Genomic DNA, 24,528 nt, shown 5'->3' with positions numbered 1-24,528 from the left:
TAAAGATGTTATAATTATCGTTCAATAAAAGCAACGCTGCCGCCTACCCATTTTTTGTCTTTATTGTAAGCTACGCCTATCATTTTTCCTTTACTTAAACGGGCCAGGTTTATGATGGGTTGCGGACGGTGCCAGCCTTTTTTCCAGGCATACATGATCCTGAGCTCTGCTTTGGCCGGCCCGTCGGGTGTTTCAATAATATCGGCGTATTGTACTTTTCTTTGTAAGATCCAGTTTTGCGGGTCGGTTATGTTTTCGATATCAGCATGCGTTATATCTATCACCACGCCTTTGCCGCTAAATGAGAACAGCGGTTTCAGTACATAATTCTCCAGGTCGGCCGGAAGTTGTTTTATTTCATTCAGGAAATAAGTGGCAGGCACGTATGTATGATGAAGGAAGGGTAAAGTATATTTACTGATACGGTAAAACCAGTTAGGGTGCGGCACCCATTGCACATTCAGTTGCTGGGTAATATCGGTAAACCTGCCCAACGAATCTTTCTTTGCCAGTAATTCATCGAATATAACGCGGTTGTAAATACGTTTTACGGCTGTTTTATTACCGTTGCGCATATAATACAGGTCTTTTCCTTCCTGTATCAATTCAGTGATACAAACCGGTTGTATGCCCAGGTAATCGCGTGTATTATAGAAATCGATGCGGGTTTTTTGTTCGTGTGGTTTTATTTCAAGCAGAATAGTATTCTCTACAGGCACATCGTCAATGATCACTTCTTTCAACAGCTTCAAATAACTTTCGCGGGTAAGCCCGTTCAGGTATTGGCTATAGTTCTCAGGAACAGGAAAATATTCTCTGAACAGATCGGGATAAAAAACCTGAAAGCCAAACAGGGTAGGGAAGCCCTGCATTTCTATAAGTCGTGGTTCGGGTTCCTGTTCTTCATTGAGGCATACGCCAAAATCAAAACAGAACAATTCGCAATGATCGCTTTCGTTTGGAACGCGTTCGCTTGCGGGAATAGATGACTCGGTAATTTCTTTAAATGCCGGATCGGTTATTACATCAATAATATGCTCGCAGGCTTCGATGGTTTTATCGGCAAATGCTTTATCTACAAAAATGGGTGTTTCGCATAGCCTGAATTCAATGGCGCCGGGGTACTTACTGTTCAGGTCTTTTAAAAATGCTTCGTATTGCTGATCGGTAAAGGAATCGTTGAACGCTTTTCGCAAACCGGGTACCATGCTGTGACTGTTTTATGTTTGAAGGTACGGAGGAAAAGGCAGTTCTTAGTTCTGAGTTTTTAGTTCTTAGTTCTTTTATTGCCGGGCTCGCAATGAAAGGTTACCTTGCTACAATGCGAAGCTGTATTTGCTTACGGCTTATAGCTTGAAGCTTGCAGCTGTATTCTGTTTTACGCCTAACGCCATATCAAGAAAGTTAGGAAGAATATGCGAATAGGTGAACAGTATCTTATCGGGGTCATTGAGCTGTTCAATCATGGATTTCCATTTCTCTAACCCATGGTTGTTGATCACCATTTGTTTTTTATCGGGTCGTTGCAGATAGCGGCTCATGCCAGGTGCATCCGCTTCGGGATGGAACTGTGTGCCTACCATATAATCGTTAAACCTCAAACCCATAATGGCTCTTTCAAGCGGTACATGCGGGCGTTCTTTTTCTATAGCCAAAATGGCGGCGCCTTTTTTCTCAATACGCTCATGATCGGGTTCCACCACCTGATAGTTGCGACTGTCAACTGCATAAAATGGGTCTTGCAGTCCGTTGAAGATGGGCTCGCCTTCACCGCCTGGTAACACATGTACCGGGAAAACGCCAAAAGCGGTGGATTTACGTTTGGTTACTTTAGCCACATCGAAATACTGAACCGCCAGTTGAAAGGAGTGACAAATAAAATAAACATGTTTTTTAGGGCCCTGTTCGCTGCGATTATATTGCTCGAGCATAGATACCCATTCAAAATACAGCCGTTCCCATTCAAGCCCGTTCACAAGGGGTGAACCGGGACCACCTGATGAAATGTATATATCGAAATCCAGATTGGGAAACTGGCATTTTAGCCGAACGTCAAATTCTGTACATACCAGGTTGATATTGTTTGCTTTACTATACTGGCTCAAAATATCGCGGATGCATCGCATGCCCTCATTTACCTGCCCCTCGTACAGGTCCAGCAACGCCACTCTTATGGTTGTTGGTTTATTCATAGTATAGTGCAAAAATAACAAAAGGCGTCCCGATTTTATCGGGACGCCCTTAGATAGCGTTAATTATTTAACAAGAACCTTCATCATTTCTTCCGCTACCAGCGTATTGCCTTTGTCGTTCAGGTGAACGCCATCGCGGGTGAGTATTCCTTTGTCTTCGTTTTTTGTATTGTTGGCCAGGTTGTAGTCCAAAAAGATCTTGCGCAAATCAACCAAAGTACAGTTATTGTTGGCGGCTATTTTGCGAATCATGCCGGCGTATTTGTTCAGATCGCCATCCTGTTCATTTGAGAAATCGGTTTTTTCACCAATAGCGGCAGGGGTGCATATTACCACTTTAATATTGCGGGCCTGCAATTTTTTAATGATGGCATTATAGAATTGTTCAAACTTAGGAGCGTCGGTTCCGGTGCCGCTGGTCCTTTTATGCCAAACATCATTTACCCCAATCCAAATCACAACGGTTGTTGGGTTTTTGGCCAGCACATCATCTTCCATTCTTAAATAAAGATCATACACTTTATTACCGCCTATGCCGGCGCCCACCAGTTCGTATTGATCTTTTAAACCTTTTTGTGCTATAAGATTACCCAGCACTGTTATGTAACCGTTGGCCTGTACGCCAGCCTGTGTAATGGAATCGCCAAAGAAAACGATCTTTTGTTTTTGTTGCATTCCGGTAAAACTTACTAATGTAAAAGCGATGAAGGAAGAAATGTACAACAGCAGTCGCATAAATAATGGGTTTTGAAGAATAATAAAAGGAATCTCTCTATGCCATGTAAAGCGGCAGCGAATCTAAATCTAAAATTTAAGATCTATTGGCAGATGCTAAGATTATTAAATTCTTTGCCATTCTTTTTCAGCTTTTTAAGTAGTTTTTAATAACTTAAGTGCCATTTACGACCCGCGGTTGCTTTACAGAAGCTAAATATCACTTTCAGCCTTTTATTAAAAACTAATTGCATGCATAGCAACCCTTCATTAAAAAAAGTATTGAAACCCGTGCACCTATGGGCGCTGGCGGTAGGTTTGGTTATTTCAGGCGAATATTTTGGCTGGAACCTGGGCTGGGATGTAGCCGGTACAGGCGGTTTTTTAATAGCCACTATACTGGTTACCATCTTCTACATTACATTCATTTTCAGCTTTACCGAATTAACGGCGGCCATACCACAGGCTGGTGGCCCATTTACCTATGCATACAAAGCATTAGGCCCCCTGGGTGGGGTAATAGCAGGTTATGCCACCCTGGTTGAATTTTTACTGGCGCCGCCGGCAGTTGCTTTTGCGTTGGGCAGTTACGTGCATTTTTTGCATCCGGCATTACCGGTATTGCCGGTGGCCATCAGTTGTTACGTAGTGTTTACGATAATAAATTTATTGGGTATTAAAGAGTCGGCCATGTTCTCGTTGATAGTTACCCTGTTGGCGGTGGCAGAATTGTTAGTGTTCATGGGCATTGTTGCACCTGCCTTCAAATGGGATAACATTAAGCAGGATGCTATGCCATTTGGCTGGGGCGGTGTATTTGCCGCGATACCCTTTGCAATTTGGTTTTACCTGGCTATTGAAGGGGTGGCCATGGTGGCAGAAGAAGTGAAAGACCCGCAGCGTACCATTCCCAAAGGGTATATCTCCAGTATTATAACACTTACTTTGTTAGCGCTGGGTGTTATGTTCTTTACCGGTGGCGTTACCAACTGGCATAATCTTTCACGTATTGATTATCCTTTGCCTGAGGCTATAAGTATTGTGCTGGGCAAGCAAAACAGCTGGACAAAAGTATTTGCCGGCATTGGGTTGTTTGGTTTAGTGGCTTCGTTTCATGGTGTTATTATCAGTTACTCCAGGCAGATATATGCTATGGCCCGCAGTGGTTATTTGCCCCAGGTGCTGGCTCGTGTACATACCCGGTTTCGCACACCGCATATAGCCATGATAACGGGTGGCGTTGTTGGTATTATTGCGTTATGTCTTGCCGATACGGGAGAGGTTATTACTTTGAGTGCACTGGGCGCTGTTGTAATGTATATAATCAGTATGATCAGTTTGCTGGTATTGCGCCGTAAACAACCGGCTATGGAACGGCCATTCAAAGTACCTTTGTATCCCTGGTTTCCTTTAATTGCATTGGTGCTGGGCATGGTTTGTTTGGTAGCAATTGTTTACTATAATCCCGTTATGAGCTGGTGGTTCTTTGGTGTGTTGGCGTTGATCATTATTCTTTTTATGCTTTTTAAAAAAAGTTCTTAGTGTCATATCGTTATACCATACAAAATCATACTTATCACTTCAATACATTAACCACCTTGCTGGCGAAGGCAAGTCCTTTTCGTTCGGGTGATGCGTTGGCCGGTGTAGCGGCGATGGATTACAAAGAACGGGTGGCTGCTCAACTGGCACTGGCCGATGTTCCATTAAAGAACTTTCTACAGGAAGCAGTGGTCCCATATGAGCAGGATGAAGTTACCCGCCTTATTATCGATTCACATAATACAGCGGCTTTTACGCCAATAGCGCATTTTACAACCGGTCAGTTTCGCGATTGGTTATTAAGTGATAACGCCGATGGAATTACGTTACAACAACTGGCGCCGGGCTTAACACCCGAAATGGTGGCTGCTGTTTCAAAACTTATGCGCAACCAGGACCTGATAAGTGTTGCCCGAAAATGTGAAGTGATAACAAAGTTTCGAAATACGCTTGGGCTAAAGGGCCGGTTATCGGTCCGTTTGCAACCCAATCACCCTACAGACGATCCTAAAGGAATTGCAGCCAGTATTGTAGATGGGTTACTATATGGCAGTGGCGATGCGGTTATTGGTATTAACCCGGCTACCGATTCGCCCGCCCATGTGCAAACGCTGTTGCAAATGCTCGATGCAATTATTCAGCGGTTTGAAATACCAACACAAAGTTGTGTATTATGCCATGTAACCACTTCTTTACAACTTGTACAGCAGAAGGCCCCGCTCGATCTGGTGTTTCAATCTATAGGCGGTACCGAAAAGACCAACAAAAGTTTTGGTATTGACCTGGCATTGCTACAGGAAGCGTATGAGGCGGCCTTGTCGTTACAACGCGGTACATTGGGTAATAATGTTATGTATTTTGAAACGGGGCAGGGGAGCTCTTTATCGGCCAATGCGCATGAAGGCGTTGATCAGCAAACCTGCGAAGCCAGGGCATATGCGGTGGCCAGAAAATTTTCACCCCTACTGGTAAATACGGTAGTAGGGTTTATTGGTCCGGAGTATTTGTTCGATGGTAAACAGATCATAAGGGCGGCCCTTGAAGATCATTTTTGTGGCAAGCTGCTGGGGTTGCCAATGGGAGTAGATGTTTGTTATACCAACCATGCCGAGGCCGATCAGGATGATATGGATAACCTGCTTACGTTGTTAGGCGTGGCTGGTTGTAATTATATCATGGGCATTCCCGGCGCCGATGATATTATGTTGAATTATCAAAGCACTTCATTTCACGATGCTTTATATGTGCGAAAGGTATTAGGTTTAAAACCTGCGCCCGAGTTTGAGCAATGGTTGTTAAGACAAAACATTATGAATGAAGATGGACAACTGTTATCTATACAGGATCATAAGTTGTTACAATTGATAAATGAGTAACTTAAAAAAATATATCGTTCAACCAGACCCCTGGGCCGATCTAAAAGAATATACAGCTGCCCGGATCGCATTGGGTAGAACCGGAACCGCTGAACCATTGCAGGCTTTATTACAGTTCAGGCTGGCGCACGCTCATGCCCGCGATGCAGTGTATGCTGTGCTGAACCAGCAAATGTTGTTGAACGAATTACAGGCGTTGCATTGCGCCTCTTTCACTTTACAAACACAGGCAGCCAATAGAAGCGAATACCTGCAATATCCCGATAAAGGAAGAAGATTGAACGCAAAAGCGCATGATCAGCTGGGGGAGTTTAACAGCACTGGTTACGATGTGTGTGTAGTGTTGGCCGATGGCCTTTCGGCTACTGCCATTAATAACCACGCTATACCGGTATTGAAATTGTTATTACCACTTTTCAATAAAGCCAGCATGTCTGTGGCGCCTGTTTGTATTGTACAGGAAGGCCGCGTAGCCATTGGCGACGAATGCGGTTACCTGTTGAAAGCAAAGCTGGTAGTTGTGCTTATTGGCGAACGGCCCGGTCTTAGCTCACCCGATAGCCTGGGTGTTTATCTTACCTGGCGTCCTGCACCGGGACTAACTGACGAAGCTCGTAACTGCATCTCCAACATCAGACCCGAAGGATTGAACTACCAGGCTGCTGCTGAAAAGATATTCTTTTTGATCAACGAAGCATTTCGATTACAACTTTCGGGTGTTACATTAAAGGATAATGGAGGGCTAATTAGCTAATGTGATAATGGAATACAGAGAGATCACTTCGCAAACTTAACTTTAAACGACCCGTTTGAGATAATAACTGAATCGGCATTAGGATCGGTAGTGTACAAAAAAAACTTGCCTTTGAATGTACCGCTTAATGTAGTGCTGGTTATTTCGGTAAAAGTTACCTGAAACGGATCGCCTTCATCGTACCGGTTGGCATAGATCTCAGCGCCATCACCTTTGTTGGGATTGTAAATACCCCCCAGCGTATAATCATCAGTGGGATCGGTTTCTTTGTAAGTGCCTTTTGTAAATGGAACTGAGAGTTGAATGGAAAAACCAAGACTTTCAAGATTGTCGGGAAGAGCAACAGCTTTGCCAAAAACAGAATAGGTTATTTTGCCGCCGCCCAGATCTTGTTGGGATGCCAAAGCAGAATAATTGAATGTTTTATCAACGCCATCTATCTTGCATTTAAGATAGTATTGTCCAAGATCTTCTTCCCCACTTTTGTCTTTACCACACGACGCTATCAAAAAAAGCAATAGAATAGCAGGCCAGCTACTAACCAGGAATTTTTTCATACCGGAACAGATTTAACCAAGTTTTTTATTACGGGAATTCCATGTGGATATAGGGACTGGATTGAGGTTATGAACGGGCAAGTGTAATCAAATATTGTGCCCCTAAGGCCATATAGTACTATTGCTACAATTGCGCCGGTATGTTAGCGTAAAATATAATATATAACGCAAACCTAATTATACACCGGCAAGAAACTGGGCGTGAATATAATCCACAACATTCACCAGGCTGTTTGTTTGTTGAAACACTTTTAGCTGGCGATCGGCGCCGGTACCTTCTTCCATCATTTTAGTAATATAATCAATAGCATGGCGGCTGCCAAGTTCATCAACCACATCATCAACAAAATCGAGCAGTTCATATATCAGCACCCGCGTATTGATCTCTTCTTCCTTACCAAAATCAATCAACAACCCATCGATACCATAGCGGCTGGCCCGCCATTTATTTTCGTTGATGAGGGCGCGTGAGTATTGAATGAAATTGAGGTTTTGTAAACGTAGCTTGTATATCTTGGCGCATACGCCCTGAAACAGGGCGGCAATGGCAATTGTTTCCTGAACAGTTAAAGGAACATCGCAGATCCTGAACTCCACCGTATTATAAAAAGGATGTACGCGAAGGTCCCACCAGATCTTTTTAGCATTATCGATACAATTGGTTTTCACCAATAGTTTTACAAAATTGTCATAATCCTCAATAGTATCGAATGTTTCGGGAATGCCCGTGCGCGGAAACTTGTCGAATATTTTTGAGCGGTACGATTTATAGCCGGTGTTCCTGCCTTCCCAAAAAGGCGAGTTGGTGCTTAATGCATAAATATGTGGTAAAAAGTAGCGGGTTGAATTAGCTATATGATTGGCCATTTCCCGGCTTTCCATGCCTACATGCACATGTAAACCGAAAATAAGATTGCTACGTGCGGCGTCCTGTAAAATATCGAGGATCTCTTTATAGCGGGCATGATCGGTTATTAGCTGGCTTTCCCAATGACTGAACGGGTGAGTGCCCGATGCACCAACCCAAAAGCCCAGGTCGCCGGCAATATGAGAAATGGTGCGGCGCAAATGGCTAACATCTTTATAGGCTTCGTCAACATCACGGCAAACATCGGTACCTACTTCTACCACCGCCTGATGCATTTCTGCTTTTACCTTGTCTCTTATCACTTTTTGTCCTTCGGTAACGATCCGTTGTTGATGGCTTTTCAGCTCACGGTTAACGGGGTCAAGCACCATATATTCTTCTTCAATGCCAAGCGTAAATTGCGAAAAATTGATATTAGCCATTATTTAGTTCTTAGTTCTCAGTTCTCAGTTACCAATGCCGCACAAAGGTATTGGCTTCTGTTATCGGTTTTTAATTTATTTATTCATATGTATTACTTCTTCATTTCTCTGTTTCTAATTCTTCATTTTTAATTTCTCCTATTGGTGCACGATTCATACTGCGTTTGGTGAATTCACCCCAGGTAAGATTATCCTGGCCGGTTTTGTGGGTAAGCGCCCGCTCTATGGCATAGGTAGCTGCGGTGTCAACCACCCATTCAAAATTATCGTCGCCTATACTGGGGCGATCGGCATCGGGTACGGGGTTGCAAAAATCAATGGCATAGGGAACCCCATCGCGAAAGGCCAATTCAACCGAATTAAAATCATAGCCAAGGTATTGATTGAGGCGGCATACAATTTCTTCCATTTGGTGAATACGATCGGGTGATGGATGAAACTCATTCGTATAGCGCAGGTGATGTGGATTGCGCGGTTCATAAGGCATTATGTGCACATATTTTCCGCCAACACAATAGCACCGGTAATATTCTTCATATACAATTTCTTCCTGCAGCATCATAACCAGCTGCCCCGTTTCTTTATGAATATGAAAGAACTCTTGCTGGTTATGGAGTTTGTAAACATTTTTCCAGCCACCACCGGCAAAGGGCTTCATATAGGCGGGAAAACCAACATAGTTGAAGATCTTTTCCCAGTCTAAAGGCCAGGCCAGGTTGGCAAATGATTCGGCACTGGTTTCGGCCGGCATTTCGTAGGAGGGAAGGATGACGGTCCTTGGCACCGGCACCCCAATGGTGACAGCCAGGCTGTTATTGAAAAATTTTTCATCAGCGCTTCCCCAAAATGGGTTGTTAATGACGGCTGTACCGCAAATAGCGGCATTTTTCAGGTAAGAGCGATAAAAAGGAACATTGTGCGAAATGCGGTCGATAATAACGTCATATTCAGTAGAGGCGCCTTGTATTACTTTGTCAATATGAACAGGTTCCGCAATAACACCAGGTGTATTTCTGCTGTTTACACATTCAATGAAAGCCATTGGAAAAGTTCTTTCCCGGCCAAACAGAATACCAATTTTTTTCATATAAGCGCATTTGAGTGTCGCCATTATGGCAATACAAGTTCCTCGTTACCAAATTTATCGGAAGCATCGTGAATAAACAAATCGTACAATTCCTGTACATTTAACGTTACCTCTATTGCAGATTTACCTATTTTTGGCGCCATGCAAACAGAAGTTAGTACCGGGATAATGGTGGAAACGATTGAATTGCCATCAGAAGCGCTCCAACGAAATGTAACGATAAACCTTTACGGTCCTGCCAATAATACAAGCGATACGCTTGGATTATTATTGTTTAACGATGGTCAGGATATTGAGGCCATGGGTTTTGATAAAATGATTGGTTACCTGTTGCAAACAGAGACCATTACACCGCTGTTGTGTGTTGGCATTCATAGTGGGGAAGATCGCCTGCTGGAATATGGCATGATAAGCAGCCCTGATTTTAAAGGCCGCGGCGCCAAAGCCGGTTTGTACCGACAGTTTATTTTAGAAGAATTATTACCATATATTCATTCGCGTTATAGCGGTCTTGTGTTTAATGAAACCGCATTTTCCGGTTTTTCATTGGGTGGGTTAAGTGCCCTTGATCTTGTTTGGAACCACCAGGATGTGTTTACAAAAGTAGGTGTGTTCTCAGGTTCATTGTGGTGGCGCTCGAAAGACAGAAAAGACAGGGATTTTAATGAAGCCACGCACCGGTTGATGCACAACCAGATACGGCAGGGAAAATACAATCCCAAACTGAAATTCTTTTTTGAGGCGGGCGAATTGGATGAAACGGAAGACCGCAACGGAAATAATGTAATTGACTCCATTGACGATACTATAGATGTAATGCGTGAACTGATGGCCAAAGGTTGGCTTGAAGGAAAAGACATGCGTTATCTGCAACTGCCCGATGGCAAACACGATATTCGCTCCTGGGCTAAAGCATTGCCTGTATTTTTAAAGTGGGGCTGGCGGAAAAAGTAGAAAAGCGCCTGCTTAAAAATGTAATTTATTCTCCAATTAGTTTAAATAACCAACCGATAAGTTGTTTTTAACCGGTAATAAATTGTTTTTACAGAAATTAGATTGAATAGGGCACCCGTTAGTCTAAAAATAAACTTATAAGTTTTATTTCATCCTTTATAAATCATTTTTTGCGTTGTTAGATTGAAATGAGGGCGAGTTAGATTAAAATGACCACTGCGTAGATTATTTTTTCTGAAACTAAGTTTAAAAATGGAAAAAATAATCTACGTAGCAACATTCGTAACTTATAATTGGTAAAAACAATTTATAATTCCTGCATTTTAACTTATCTCCTGAAAATTTAAACTAAATCACTGCTAAAGTAATCTTCCTAGCAACCAGTTATAACTTATAATTGGGTGAAAACAATTTAGAATCCCTGCGTTTTAACTTATTTCTTGAGAATTTAAACGAATTCACCTGCTAAAATAATCTTCGTAGCAACCACTTATAACTTAAAATGGGGTGAAAACAATTTATAATCCTTCATGTTAACTTATCTCCGGAAAATTTAAACCAACTCACGGATAAATAATCTAAATAACACCATTTATAACTTATAAACGGGTAAAACAATTTATAAGCTCTTCATTTTAAATTATCTCCGAAATTTAAACTAACTCACGCTGAAATATCCAGGTAGCAGCATTTATGGCTTTTATAACCGCCGAAACAATTTAATAGCTCTTCATTTTAACCTATCACCGGAAAATTACTAAGCAATATTAATTTTATGTATTCTTGGAAAATTGTGCAAACGCAATAAATCCAATTTTTTAATTTTAGTTATTCGCATAACTCCACCAGGCGTAGAGAAGGGATACTTTTGACCAATTTCAATTTATAAACCTTATTTTATGAACTCAAATTCTACTCAAATTATTTTCTTAAACGTAAGAAAATTTCCCCAGTATAGTTCTTCTGAACATCCATGATTATCACGGCCCGATGTAATTCATCCGGGTGCTTAATTTTATCGTCTTACCTGGTATACTCCACTCTGTGGTTTAAATGAACCATTATGCAATTAAATGGAAAACACTTAAGCATTCCTTTGCTGATCTTATTGTTCATTTCAGTAAGCTGTAAAAAAGTATATACGCCTCCAAACTGCGATCCAAACAACAAGCTTAAAGCCAATTTCAAAGCTGGGTATAAATTTTTAAATGGCCGATTTGCGGAATCAGATACTGTCGTAAATTTTTCGGTTTTTTTTGAGGGCGACTCTACATACAACACTTATGAGTGGCAAATAGGAAGTGAAACATATAATACTAGAAACGTTCGACTGGTATTCCCGGCACCAGCGCTGGGTCAAAAAATACCAGTACGATTAATAGCCACAAGAGAAAGAAATTCCTGCGATTTAACTGATACCGGAATTGATACAATAGATAAAGAGCTAATTGTATTATATGCGAAAGAATTGAACAACATTAATGATTATGCTTATGACGAAAAATATTTAACCCAATTACCATTTTTTGGAAAGTGGCATGGCTATTTTGAAGATACCCCGGCGGATACTTTTACGGTAACAATTAATAATAATGGAAAGGCGCCATCTGGAATAACAGACTGGTTTTACAGGTTTAGAATTTATAATCTTCCCAAAGGCTGTTCAGTTAAGCAGGAAAATGGTGTGGCTAATTGTACACCTATTGACGATATCATACAAAAGTATTATGGTTATATGTTAGAAGAAGTTAGCTACAATGCCTTCTATGTATCAGGAAGCAGATTTTTATGCTGTCCGCGCGTTGAAATGTTTGGCAAGGTAGATGCGAAAACCAATACCATAACTATTGAATGTAACATTTATTCCGATTCTAATAATACCATTATCAAACGACTATTTGTAGGAAAAAAAACAAAAGTATGAAAAAGAAACTATTTGCTTACCTCGCCGGAATACTGATAACGTTTTCCGGCTATGCCCAGATTGCCGACAACGCACCCTGTATAACAGGAAATCCTCATGGAAGCGGTTTTATTGACTGGACGCAACAAAACTTTACAATTCATACCAACGCCCTGGGCAGTACAACCATACAATCACCTTTTTATTTAACATCACTTAACAATCCAAATGTTAATGAGTTTTCGAAATATACAAATAAAGATTTCAATACCACTGATGGCTGGGAATTATGGAAATATGATTTTGGTACTCCCACTGCAAGAACAGATGTTCCTTATTTTATTTTGTATAACCGCCATACAGGTGCGCTAAGAGTCTTCTTAGCTTTTGCCAATCTATATGGACAGAACAATGCAATAAGTATTGAATTAAAATATAAAGACAATTCATATAGATCGGCCTTATTAGAGAATTATAATAATAATACTGGAAGATATGCTACTCAGGCGTTTTCAAATAATGTAAAGCCGGTACTGAACAGCAATTATTATTTAAACAGCGTTCTGACCTGGTATCATAGTGATTTTTATTTACATTTTGATCCCTGTATTTGCAATTTTAAAAGTTCGCTGGTTTTAGAAGTAAAACTCTCCAATAATGGTGATTTTAAATTTGACATTAATGGAACTGCCATTCAAAATATTTCTGGAGGAGAAAATACTGATGGAAATGGTAGATGGGGTGAAAAAGGAATATTTTCAAGTTTCCTTGACTTTAGTAATCAACCATATAAATCAGTATCTATATTTCGAGACGTATATGCAGGACTGCAATTGGGTAAAAATATAGGGGAGTCAACATGGTTTGAAATGGAAAAGGAAAAGAGAGATGCATTTAAATTGATCTTTAACACGTTGATAGATAATGTTGCTATAGTAAGCTCTGTTGCTAACTTCTTTACAGCTCTATTTGATGGAAATTCTTCGCAGCCAGTTAAACCAATGGTATTTGATATTAAGTTACAAGGGAAGGGAACAATAACTTATACATATAATTATGCTTTTAACGAATTGGTGGTACCTGGTTCTGAACAAACACTTCTTTCAACTACTATCTTACCTTATTATAATAACCCTGCCGGTGTTTTTACTTTGCTTAAAGAACCAACGATTAATTATTATCAGTGGATAAGGTATGCTGATGAATGGACGCCTGAAAGGCATGAAACAAATATAGATACAGAATTTCAGTTAAAAGATGAGCCGCTTTTTTATTCAGTTAATCCACATGCCGGTTTCGATTTATCGCAAAGTACCATTAAAGCGTCTCTTGTATTTGAAGGCTCACAAACATATGAATCCGAAATATATGATCTGGGCTGTGTGAAAGATTACCGAAAACTTTTTTCATATTATACCTCTACCAGTCCTACAATACCAGAATGGAATTTGCAGGAGGGATGGGTGCCTTATAAAGTAATGCTCAAGATAGTGGCTAACTTTAAAGTAGCAGGATCTAATCTTCGCGTACCATACGTTGCTACTTTTAATTTAAATCAGGTCCAAGTAAACAGCGGTTTCTTGGGGGACCAGGTGCCTTCGCCATCATGTTCTGCCACCTACTCAGATGCAAACAGTGCAACTGTTAAATCTATTTGCAATAGTAGTGAGTATACTAATAAAGTATCACAGTATGCAAGGATTAGCACCGGTACAGAAAGGGAAATAGAATCACTGGTAAAAAAAGATATAAAAATATACCCTAATCCGGTAAATGATCATTTAACTATTTCGCTGCCCAAAAACAATAACTATAATAACATTCAGATTGATATAATTGATCTATTGGGCAAGTCTGTTGCCAGTAAAAAATATCAAGGAACAAATAATAGTATAAATTTTAATGGTCTTTCATCTTTATCAGGCGGATTATATTTTGTTCGCTTAACAGATGGTAATGGCCAAGTATTGCAAGTCTCAAAATTCATTAAGAAGTAAGGTTTCCTGTATCCAAATGTCACAATTAAAAAGCCCTCCCGAAACATCGGAAGGGCTTTTAACTTAGCGATTGTTGTATTAGTTGAAAATGTATCTTAAGCCAAATTGAATACCCCAGGTGCTGGTAGTAGAATAGTTTGGCTGATAACCTTTTGAAGGACCGGCAGGATCAAAAGTGAATTTAGGATTTGCTCGGGAATAAGCTTCATTACCTACATTATTGGAAGGGGTGCTGCCAGCCGCTGCGGTAGGGACACCCAGTATACCCATATCCTGGAAGGTTCCATAGCTGTATGCGTAGCGGTAGCCCCACTCGCTGTTCAACAGGTTCAGCAGGTTTGTTATGTCTATACTGAACTGTAAGCTATGTTTGGTGGTTGCTCGTCTGTAAATGAAGTCCTGCAAAATTCTCAGGTCAACCGTATGCGTCCAGGGCAATGCAGCACCATATTTTTCCATGTAACTACCTTTATGCTTTTTCAGGTATTTGTCGCTTTCAATAAACTTGAAAAAGGCATCACTTTGCTGTTGTGCAGTATAGGTGTTTGTTCCTACCTTGAAACCTTCTACAAAAGTGATCTCAGAAGGATCTTTCGGTATATACAAAACATCATTGCTTTGTCCGTCTCCGTTGATATCGGCGCCATACCGGAAGCTATAGCGTTCCTGCGGTTGCGCTGAATAGAAGAGGCTGAAGGTAGTAGCCATTCTGTTATTCAGGTATTCCAGGCGGTATGATGCATTAGCTACTATGCGGTGCGGAACAGCATAGTTGGAATGACCGATATCCGGTTTGTTGGGATTAAACGTAATATTATTGGTATTGAAACCGCTGCCGCTTTGGTCTGAGCTGCCGATGGCAACTTCTTTAGCCAGCGTATAAGTATAAGCAATACCGGCTTCCCACTTGTTTGAGAATGATTTTTGTAACTGACCGGTTAATGCCAGGCTGTATCCTTTGCTGGTATTGTCCATAACGATCATCTGATTAACAAGCGGAACCGGTCTGGAAGCTGTTGCATTGTTGAAATATGGCCGTTTATCGGCAACACCACCCAACGTACCGCTTTCAGGTCCCAGGTTAGCATTTCGGAAGTACACATTATTGATCATCTTCGTATATATAGCCTCGAAGGTGGCGGTATAATTGCCGGCGAACCGTTTGTCAACAGCCAGGTTCGAACGCCATACCTGCGGCATTTTGAAATCTTTGGCTGCTGCACTGAATGATGAGCTGTTAGGGATAGAAGTACCTACTGGTGGTGGGTCCTTGGGAATATAAGTTGTTCTATCGTTGCTATACTGGATATTGGCCAATTGTGTATTGTTGGCCTGGAATATTGCGCGTACCACGCCATCATCACCTACCTGGTTTACCAGCCAGATGAAAGGAATACGACCTGTAAAGACACCGGTACCTCCGCGTACAACAAGTGACTTATCGCCCTTTACGTCATAGTTAAAGCCAAACCTGGGTGAAAACAGTGGTTTTTGATCGGGCCATTTGCTTACATCAAACTGCTCATCGACGCCGTTCTCGTCTTTAAATACAACCTGCTCAAGGGCTGGGTTGCGCGGTGGATCGTACGGATACATGGGTATATCAACCCGCAAGCCGCCGGTGATCTTGAGTTTATTAGTAATGTTGAAAATGTCCTGCAAGTAAAAACCCAACTGCGAAAATTTGGCTTCTGGTACTTTTATGCCCAGTCGGTTGCTTGGGTCATAAGCCACGGCAAATACTGACGGCGGCTGTTTGGTAAGAAAGTCATTCAATGAATTATAGCGGTAATAGCTGGGACCTCCTGCACTAGTGAAGGAGTTTGCGAATTTCATGGCGTCGAAGCTAACACCACCCGTAAAAGTATGCTTACGCATAACATAGGTTATGTTATTAGCTATATTAAAGGCTTTGTCTTCGATCTCATTTCGGTAAGAGAACAGGTCGGTTCCAAAAGAAATATATACGTTGTTGGCATCTCTCATGATGTCGACAAACGGCATATTGCTGTTTGGTATACGCACCAGTTCATTATTGGTATAAGAGGCAATGAGCTGGTTGCTCCACCGGCTGTTGAAAGTAGAGTTCAGTTCAAGCACTGCCGACCATACTTTCACATTGTTTTTGAAATTAGAGCCTGTGTATGCCATTCCACCTGTTGCGCCGCCACGGCGGCTGTTATTGATACGATTGGCGTTCACACCGGTTACGCTGGACGCGTTTATCATGTCATCATCATCGGTTTCTGAATTGGTATAGCGTGCCGTTAAACGGTGTTTGCTGGTAATATTCCAGTCAATACGGCCCAGAAACTTGGTATTTTCTGTTTCAAAATCATATCCCTGGTAAGCACCAGGGTTGTAATTGTATCTGCTAATGAGGGTATCTCTTAATATATTCAGGTCACTGGCCAGTACAGACGTTGCATTTACATTGTTATCTGCCGCATCTTTTTTAGCCACCCAGGTTTGGCCGGGTTGTGTTCTTTTTTCAGATTCAAAGTTGAAGAAGAAGAACAGTTTATCTTTAATGATAGGGCCGCCAATGCTACCGCCAAATGTTTTTGATGAGCGTTTGGCGTTTGCTACTTCTGTTCCTTTTACTTTTTCACCAGTGAAATCCTGGTTGCGATAGTAGCCATAGGCTGTACCATACCAGTTATTCGTACCTCTTCTTGTTACAGCATTGATACCGCTGCCTACAAAACCGGCCTGGCGAACATCATAAGGGGCAATATTTACCTGTACCTGATCAATGGCGTCAACAGAGATAGCTGAGGTTGCACCCCCGGGTACCATACCGTCGCCACCGCGTCCAAAGTTATTATTGAACAAAGAACCGTCGATCATGAGGTTGTTATACCGGTTATTCATACCTGCAAAACTGTTTCCGTTGCTTTGAGGCGTAACACGTGTAAGATTTGTTATGCTACGAGAAATGTTAGGCATGTTTTGAACCAGCCTGTTGCTGATGTTGGTAGATGCACCGGTTTTTTCGTTAATGCCTTTCCGGCCAGCAGCTGTTATCACAACTGATTGTAATTCCTTATCAGACATTTCGGTTTGCAGATCGAATTTTTCACCCAATGGTATATTTACGTCGCTCTTTTTAAAAGCGGCGTAACCAACATATGTAATGGTAATTGTATAAGGTCCGCCGGGAGGAATGTTAGTGATGTCAAAAATACCACGGGTTCTTGTAAGGGTTGTAAACGTGGAGCCGGTTGGTTCGTGACGGGCCACTACGGTAGCTCCTACCAGGGGTTCTCCTTTGGTTGATTTTACAACGCCTGTTATACTACTGGATGTCACTTGTGAATACCCGGCGAGTATTCCGACACAAAGCAGTAACAGGGTTAGAAAATTAGCCTTGAAATTTCTCATATATGCGATGTTTGATTTTGTATCCATTCATTCACGGGTACAGGCAAGCAATAATCCGGTAAAGGGGTATCGTTAGAGTTAACAGGCTCACAGCAATCGGTACTGCATAATTCGTGTTGATATTGGATATATATTACTCAGGCAAACCATAGCTGGTTGTATTTCACGGCCGTATACGGAGCAGTTTCTTAAATGTTGCAGCAAATGTAATAGAATTTCAATTCAGTCACATTATCTCTATATTAAAAGCAGTACACACGTTATTAACGTTGACCGATACACTGTTTTATACCCATTCGCCTGAAACTACAAGCATACTCATTGTTCCAGGTAAGCATATGACTTTCATTCACTGTATGTTATAGAGGCAAATCAAACAATGAAAAGGCTGCATGCTGATATAAGTCAAATAATGTGATGTAAGAATCTAACATCACGCAGTGTTAGATTCTTACACGATTAAGGACGGGAAATTTGGGTTGAAATAAGAACCTATTTCGTGCTTATTTTAATTTCAAAGGCCACTTATTGAACAATTCCATCGTATACATGTTAAATAACTGTCGTAAACCGATAAATAACCAATTGATTTTAAATGATTGGGAAGGGGTGGCCGCAGGGCTGTTTGCTTCCCTGTTTTATATTAACTTTGCCGAAATTTCATACCATGCTGGATTCAATAGAAAGTGCTATAGAAGATATCAAAAATGGTAAGCTTGTAATTGTAGTGGACGACGAAGACCGTGAGAATGAAGGCGATTTTTTGACAGCAGCACGAAATGTGACCCCTGAGATAGTAAATTTTATGAGTAAATACGGGCGTGGACTGATTTGTGCACCCCTGGAAGAAGACCGTTGCGCCGAATTACAGCTCGATTTGATGGTAAATAACAATACAGCCCTGCACGAAACAGCCTTTACCGTATCGGTTGACCTGCTGGGACATGGCTGTACTTCCGGAATTTCGGCCCACGACCGCGCAAAAACCATTCAGGCATTAATTGACCCCACAATTAAACCCGAAGATCTGGGCCGGCCAGGACATATTTTCCCCCTGCGGGCTAAAAAAGGCGGCGTTTTGCGTCGCGCCGGACATACCGAGGCAGGTAACGACCTGGCCCGTTTAGCCGGTTTTGAACCTGCGAGCGTGCTGGTTGAGATCATGAACGACGATGGCTCAATGGCCCGATTGCCCGAGCTGGAGGAAATTGCCAAAAGGTTCAATCTGAAACTGATTTCCATAAAAGACCTGATAGAGTATCGCCTCAAAACCGATTCGCTGATAGAAGAAATTGTGAAGGTTGATATGCCTACCAAATGGGGTAATTTTAAACTCATTGCCTTTAATGAAAAAGGTACCAACAATGAGCACCTGGCCCTTATAAAAGGGGAGTGGCAAAAAGACGAGCCTGTGCTGGTGCGGGTACACTCTTCCTGCTTTACCGGCGATATTCTTGGCTCTATGCGTTGCGATTGTGGTGAACAATTGCACTCTGCCATGCAACAGGTTGAAAAAGAAGGTAAAGGTGTTATCCTGTATATGAACCAGGAGGGCAGAGGTATTGGCCTGGTAAATAAATTAAAGGCTTATAAGTTGCAGGAGAGCGGGTTTGATACTGTTGAAGCCAATCTGCACCTGGGCTTTCCAATGGATAAACGTGATTATGGTATTGGTGCGCAAATTTTGCGTTACCTGGGTATAAGCAAATTACGCCTGTTAAGCAATAACCCACGTAAACGCGCAGGTTTGCTGGGCTATGGGTTAGAAATTGTGGATGCAGTGCCTATTGAAGTAGAACCCAACCCGCACAATGTAAATTATCTGACTACTAAGAGAGATAAGTTAGGACACGATATTCTGAAGAAATAAAAAGCCAAATATTGAATTTCGAATGTTGAATTTTCAATGTAGAAGTTGAAATGCAAATAATAAACGCCCCTTGGTTTTACCGGGGGCTTTTTTATTGACTGACTTTACTGTATTTCCTTCAACATTCAATATCCGTTATTCAACATTCAATATTCCTGTATTCTAATTACTACCAGTATCTACTCTTGAGGTATCCACCAACGGTGGTCTAAGCTTTTTCTTTTTATCAACCCGCCACAGATCACTGATGCGTTCGAAGTCGCGGCGATAGCTGATGCCGGCGCCGGAACGGTTTTGACGGGCGCCTGTACCTGAGAGGTAATTATATGAATCGCGGTAAAAGAAGGTGAGCACCACCTTACCGTCCTGGCGTAATTTCAGGTCGGCCGAAATATCGGGCAGGAACTGCAGGTTCTTGGTGGCCTGCACCTGTTGTTGCGACAAACCAAAATCAACGGCGCTACCAAATGTAAAAGTGAGCCGTTCATTTAAAAAACTTTTACCAATATTGAAGTTAAGGTTGGTGCGGTCGATGTTCAATCCGCCACGGTCAATATTGTCTATCAGGTTGCTACCATTGTACAGCGAGGCGTTGAAATTCACCTTGATACTTTTATCGTTGAACAACTTTTGAAAAAGGCCCGAAACCTGGCGGCTAAGCGTATTACTTAACACCCCTGAAATACTGTTCACTACCACACCGCTGAACGCAATACCACCCAGTTTACTTTGGCTGGATGTAGAAATGGGTCCAAAACTATTGAACATAATAAGGAAGGCCACCTGTTTGTTCAATTCATTTTGGTCGCGCTGTATCAATTGTAAAATGGCCAGTGCATCGGGGTCATCTTTTAACGGGCTATTAGTGGGCAGCTCGATCTGGAACGAGATATCGGGTTTTGTTAGTTTGCCTTTCAGGGTGGCAATGGCAATTACATTACCACGATATTTTTTTACGTTATTGTTGGCATTGGTAACTGCATCGGTTGCCAGATCGCTAAACCGCACATCGTTGGCTATGTATTCTGCGTCGATTTTAATATCTGCATCATAAGGGTCGCCTCTCCACTGAATATAGTTTCCCGTATTCTCCCGTAATTTAAATGGCTTGCGTAAAAGCGACTGAAAGCTGAAGTTGTAATTTCCGCGATCTATATCGTACCGGCCGTTCATAACGAGCGGATCTTCGGAACCAACCTGTATTTTTAAGTTGCCATGGCCAATAGCCTGAATGATGTCGCCGGATATTTCATCCATGATCACAAACATTTTTGCATAATTGTTTGCCGCTACATCGAGCGAAACATGGAGGTTACTTGCTTCCGATGTACGTACCGCTTTCATTTCGGTACCATACTTTTTCCAAACAATAAAATTGGCTTCGCCGCTTTCGCGACCGGTTTGCGAACGAATATATAATTCAGAACTATCGGCTGGTTCACCCCTAACATCGAGGTGCATATCTTCCAGTGGTCCGCGGAAGGTGGCGTTGGCCTTTGCTATCAGCTTTCCAAAAAAGGGGTCTTTGCTGGTAGGGGGTGTATTCAGCACCTGCAGTTTATTTGCATTGAAGGCGAAGTCAAAATACAGATCGTCCCAGGCCTGATGTCTTAAAATACCTTTTGTAATATGGCCGGTATTACCCAGTTCGTCTTTGAAGTTAAAGCTGCCAAAGTCAACTGCTCCGTCTTTAAAATCGAAAGTAGCCGATGGGATCTTGTACAATACGTTTGTATAGATCACCCGCAGCTCACCATCCCGCAGCTGCATACGGCCCAGATATTTAAGGTTATTAGCCGGGCCTACAATACGCAGTTGACCTGTGGCGTAGCCATTTAGATCGGTAAATACTTCTGACAGGTATTTATCGAGCAGGCCGATCTTGGTATCTCTGAAATTTCCTGTTAGATCGAGCGGTGCTGTATTTGCTGAATCGGCCAGGTCGTATGAACCTGCCAGGTCGAAATTGTAATTATCGTTCTCTGAATTAGTACTAAAAGTTACTTTGTTGCTACGTTGGCTGTAACCTGCTTTTAATTGCAGCTTACCAATAGAGTCGTTATCGAGCCGGAACATATCAGCTTCACCTCTAAGGTCAACCTGCATTTTTCCAAACGGGTCAGCAATGTCAACCTGGGCGGTCAGCAAACCTTCGAGCCGGTAATCAGGAACAACAAATGGAGCAAAGTCGCCAATATTAACTTTGGTGAGATCTACTTTAATATCATTGGTAGTTCCAATATCAGAAGGATGGGTTGTTACCAGAATTTCCTGTTGGCCATTGTAGATCTTTACGCCATCGGCCGATATCAGTTGTTTGCTCAATACCAGTTCGCCGTTCTTTTCGATAGTCCAGTTTTTACCGTTTATATCGAAGTTCGATTCATTGAAAGTAATACGTACACCTTCGGGCATGGTTTGTACCCGGGCAAAAAGATCGGCCGAGTTAAGCGTTTGATTGGCCGCTGTTTTTAATTGTACCAGCGACATGTCGTTGGCCGAGCGAACCCGCAGATCGGTACCGGGGAAATGCAGACTGTCGTTTAAATATACATCGGCAATTGAAGTGGTCAATGACAACGTATCGTAATTGCCGGTACCTTTTAAATTTATATTATAGAAAGCAATATTCTTATAATTGAATTGCGGTATTTCGGCACTCAGGTCGAGCATGTTTTCGTTACTGTTTATGCGGCCGGTGACGGTGCTGTAATTAAAGCCACTCAGGTTTTTATCAATAAAGCTCATGTACTCATCCACCTTTTTAGTGGTGACCACAAAGCTGAAATTTTCGTTTTTCAATACGGTTTTCGAAGGCTTTATATAGCTGGGGAAGTATTTGTTCAGGAAAGAACCTACGGCGCCCGGCAGGTCCCTGATGCTGAATTCACCTACAAGCGCGGCATCGAATTCATTGCTTACTGCGGTGATCACCTTGTTATTGCCCATGGCCTTCGATTCAATGTATAAAGAATCGAAAGAAAGCGGCTTGCCATCTTTCAACACTGCTGCTTCATAAATGCGGGCGGTTCCCAGAAAGTTATCGATATTGCTGCCGGTAAAGTTCATTCTGAACTTACCTCTTACTTCAATACTGTCTTTGGTGAGTTTTACATTTCGCAGATCGGCCCTGGTGATCTCGGCGTCGAAGTTAAAGTTAGGTACCTTTTGGCTGAAGTCGACCAAACCGTTTAGGCGGGCCGTTAAATTTGGATCATTACTGATCAGTTCACCATTGAACAGTCGTTTTGCAATGGTACCTTTTACAACAATGTTTTGATAGTTATAGTTATTTACATCCAGTGAACGAATGTTACCATCGAGTTTGGCGTTCAGGGTAGTGGCTTTTAGCCCACGGCCGTTTACCGATCCCTTGAAATTGATAACGCCCACTTGGGGCACATCAACAAACTCGCCCAGTGCAAAGGAACGGGTTTCCAACCCGCCCGTGTATATGGTGGGGGCGTTGTCGGGAAACTTCATGTTCACGTCGCTTACAATTACACCCAGTTTGGTTTCAATGGTACCAAAGGTTACAAAGTCTTTTATAAAGCCGGTGAAGTTACCTCTGAACCGCAGGAATTCAAGTTTATCGAGCCTGGGTTGGGTTATTGATCTCAGATCGGGAATTATGGTGATGGCGTCGCGGTAGGTGGTCCTGAAATCGTTTGCCTCGAAGTCGATATACATTTTATCGAGGTTGGTCATGCTGTTGATGCGGATGTTACCATTCAGGTAGGTGTCTTTACCGGCTTCAACGATCAGTTTGTGGGCGCTCAGGTTTTCAATGGTACCTTTTACTTTGCCGGTTATGCGGATCTCTTTTTTCCAGGCCTGCAGTTCAGGTGCAAAGTAGGCTATGTCGTCACTATTCAAAACCGCGTTTGTAAAATCGCCTTCCATGCGCACTTTGTCAACGAAGTCGCTCATATCGTCGAAGGTGGCATAACGCATGGCGAAAAAGTTCTGCAGGTGGCTGCGATTGGTTTGAATATCGAGGCGGGCAAATTCCATGGCCTCGGGGAACCATTTAAAATTGGCCTTTAGTTTTTTAACCACCAGTCCGCTCCGTTCTTTGGTAGCCAGTTGAATGGCGGCGGTAATGGTATCCTGTTTGAATTTGACCTTATTAAAAACGGCGTTTATATCGGCAAAACGAATGTGGGCGCCATCGAAATATTCGTAGGGGAGCCTGTCGGTTTGCATATCGTTGATGAAGGTGCCCTTGTTGAGTGTGAGTTTAGTTACGGCTATGTCCCAGTTACCCGGGTTCCAGCGCAGGTTGTTGGGATCGTTTACAATGGGAATGGTATCGGGCTTGGGTCTTAAGGAATCGGGCCGGTTACCATCGTAATTGTAAATGGCAAAAATGGGTTTGTTGATCTGGATGGTGTTGATGTGGGCTATCCGTTTTTTCAGATTGATCTCTTCAGCGTCTATATCCATGGTGCCCAGTTGCAGGGTCATATTTTCCCCGCGCCAGCCATCGATCTGTTTAAGGACTATATTTTTGAATTCTACTTTTTCGAGGTCGAGATCGATATCGTCCTGCTTTTTTACCTGTTGTTTTTTGGGGCTGCTGAAATAGTCTTCAAGGAACCGGTAGTTCCAGATGCTGTCGGTACGTTTGAGTTGAACGGTGGCATCTTCAAGGCCGATATAGCTAAGCACAACACGGTCTTTGAGAAAGAACCAATCGGTAATGTTCACTTTAACGGCGCCGGCATACAGGAGGGTATCGTTGTGTTGATCGTTTACCAGGGTGCCTTCGAGCACCATTTTATTGAACAGGGCAAAGTCAACGTGTTTGATTTGAACTTTAGCGTGGAGGTTTTTGGAAAGTTTGCCCGTAACCTGTTTCACCAGCCAGTTTTGGACCAGTGAGGTTTGAATGGCCAGCCAGGCTAA

The 24,528-nt window shown here is 42.2% G+C and carries 15 protein-coding genes; 7 read left to right on the top strand and 8 right to left on the bottom strand.

Annotation, left to right across the window (positions count from 1 at the left end; all coding sequences use genetic code 11):
• Positions 1-14: 14 nt before the first annotated feature.
• The 3 genes from GGD38_RS05455 to GGD38_RS05445 all read right to left on the bottom strand — a co-directional run bounded on the left by GGD38_RS05455 (position 15) and on the right by GGD38_RS05445 (position 2,927).
• Positions 15-1,208 (bottom strand): hypothetical protein, encoded by a 1,194-nt coding sequence (locus GGD38_RS05455; protein ID WP_375299029.1) that lies wholly within the window; start codon positions 1,206-1,208, stop codon positions 15-17.
• Between the two features lie 138 nt (positions 1,209-1,346).
• Positions 1,347-2,192 (bottom strand): GMP synthase, encoded by an 846-nt coding sequence (locus tag GGD38_RS05450; RefSeq protein WP_375299030.1) that lies wholly within the window; start codon positions 2,190-2,192, stop codon positions 1,347-1,349.
• Positions 2,193-2,255: 63 nt separating this feature from the next.
• Positions 2,256-2,927 (bottom strand): SGNH/GDSL hydrolase family protein, encoded by a 672-nt coding sequence (locus GGD38_RS05445; protein ID WP_375299031.1) that lies wholly within the window; start codon positions 2,925-2,927, stop codon positions 2,256-2,258.
• A 231-nt stretch (positions 2,928-3,158) separates the two neighbouring features.
• On the opposite strand from GGD38_RS05445, the gene eat reads away from it, so the two are divergent.
• Genes eat through eutC form a run of 3 tightly spaced genes read left to right on the top strand, consistent with a single transcriptional unit; the run spans position 3,159 to position 6,578 of the window.
• Positions 3,159-4,448: an ethanolamine permease gene (gene eat, locus GGD38_RS05440; protein WP_375299032.1), complete on the top strand. Its 1,290-nt coding sequence runs from the start codon at positions 3,159-3,161 to the stop codon at positions 4,446-4,448.
• Positions 4,448-5,824 carry an ethanolamine ammonia-lyase subunit EutB gene (locus tag GGD38_RS05435; RefSeq protein ID WP_375299033.1) on the top strand — a complete coding sequence of 459 codons (1,377 nt, stop codon included), beginning with the start codon at positions 4,448-4,450 and terminating at the stop codon, positions 5,822-5,824. The genes eat and GGD38_RS05435 overlap by 1 nt, the downstream gene beginning before the upstream one ends.
• Positions 5,817-6,578: an ethanolamine ammonia-lyase subunit EutC gene (gene eutC / locus GGD38_RS05430; protein WP_375299034.1), complete on the top strand. Its 762-nt coding sequence runs from the start codon at positions 5,817-5,819 to the stop codon at positions 6,576-6,578. Before GGD38_RS05435 ends, eutC begins: the two co-directional genes overlap by 8 nt.
• Positions 6,579-6,601: 23 nt before the next feature.
• Here eutC and GGD38_RS05425 read toward each other — a convergent pair whose 3' ends face one another.
• The 3 genes from GGD38_RS05425 to GGD38_RS05415 all read right to left on the bottom strand — a co-directional run bounded on the left by GGD38_RS05425 (position 6,602) and on the right by GGD38_RS05415 (position 9,512).
• The gene (locus GGD38_RS05425; RefSeq protein WP_375299035.1) at positions 6,602-7,135 is read right to left on the bottom strand and encodes a hypothetical protein; all 534 of its coding nucleotides are present in this window, start codon (positions 7,133-7,135) and stop codon (positions 6,602-6,604) included.
• A 177-nt stretch (positions 7,136-7,312) separates the two neighbouring features.
• Positions 7,313-8,425: a carboxylate-amine ligase gene (locus GGD38_RS05420; protein WP_375299036.1), complete on the bottom strand. Its 1,113-nt coding sequence runs from the start codon at positions 8,423-8,425 to the stop codon at positions 7,313-7,315.
• 100 nt (positions 8,426-8,525) lie between these two features.
• Positions 8,526-9,512: a RimK family alpha-L-glutamate ligase gene (locus GGD38_RS05415; RefSeq protein ID WP_375299037.1), complete on the bottom strand. Its 987-nt coding sequence runs from the start codon at positions 9,510-9,512 to the stop codon at positions 8,526-8,528.
• A gap of 141 nt (positions 9,513-9,653) precedes the next feature.
• Between GGD38_RS05415 and GGD38_RS05410 the strand changes: the two genes are divergently transcribed.
• The 3 genes from GGD38_RS05410 to GGD38_RS05400 all read left to right on the top strand — a co-directional run bounded on the left by GGD38_RS05410 (position 9,654) and on the right by GGD38_RS05400 (position 14,366).
• Positions 9,654-10,466, top strand: a complete 813-nt coding sequence (locus tag GGD38_RS05410; RefSeq protein ID WP_375299038.1) for an alpha/beta hydrolase — start codon at positions 9,654-9,656, stop codon at positions 10,464-10,466.
• A 1,063-nt stretch (positions 10,467-11,529) separates the two neighbouring features.
• A complete protein-coding gene (locus tag GGD38_RS05405) occupies positions 11,530-12,390 on the top strand; it encodes a hypothetical protein (RefSeq protein WP_375299039.1) in 861 nt (286 codons plus the stop codon).
• Positions 12,387-14,366: a T9SS type A sorting domain-containing protein gene (locus GGD38_RS05400; RefSeq protein WP_375299040.1), complete on the top strand. Its 1,980-nt coding sequence runs from the start codon at positions 12,387-12,389 to the stop codon at positions 14,364-14,366. Before GGD38_RS05405 ends, GGD38_RS05400 begins: the two co-directional genes overlap by 4 nt.
• 78 nt (positions 14,367-14,444) lie before the next feature.
• Here the strand turns inward: GGD38_RS05400 and GGD38_RS05395 are convergent, their stop codons facing one another.
• Positions 14,445-17,750 carry a carboxypeptidase regulatory-like domain-containing protein gene (locus tag GGD38_RS05395; RefSeq protein WP_375299041.1) on the bottom strand — a complete coding sequence of 1,102 codons (3,306 nt, stop codon included), beginning with the start codon at positions 17,748-17,750 and terminating at the stop codon, positions 14,445-14,447.
• Positions 17,751-18,417: 667 nt separating this feature from the next.
• On the opposite strand from GGD38_RS05395, the gene GGD38_RS05390 reads away from it, so the two are divergent.
• Positions 18,418-19,620, top strand: coding sequence for a bifunctional 3,4-dihydroxy-2-butanone-4-phosphate synthase/GTP cyclohydrolase II (locus GGD38_RS05390; protein ID WP_375299042.1), 1,203 nt, complete (start codon positions 18,418-18,420; stop codon positions 19,618-19,620).
• Positions 19,621-19,782: 162 nt separating this feature from the next.
• On the opposite strand, the gene GGD38_RS05385 is transcribed toward GGD38_RS05390, so the two are convergent.
• Positions 19,783-24,483, bottom strand: coding sequence for a translocation/assembly module TamB domain-containing protein (locus GGD38_RS05385; protein WP_375299043.1), 4,701 nt, complete (start codon positions 24,481-24,483; stop codon positions 19,783-19,785).
• Positions 24,484-24,528 lie beyond the last annotated feature (45 nt).

Source organism: Niastella sp. OAS944 (assembly GCA_024809215.1).
Taxonomy (GTDB): Bacteria; Bacteroidota; Bacteroidia; order Chitinophagales; family Chitinophagaceae; genus Niastella.
This window is presented reverse-complemented; position numbering and strand designations above follow the sequence as displayed.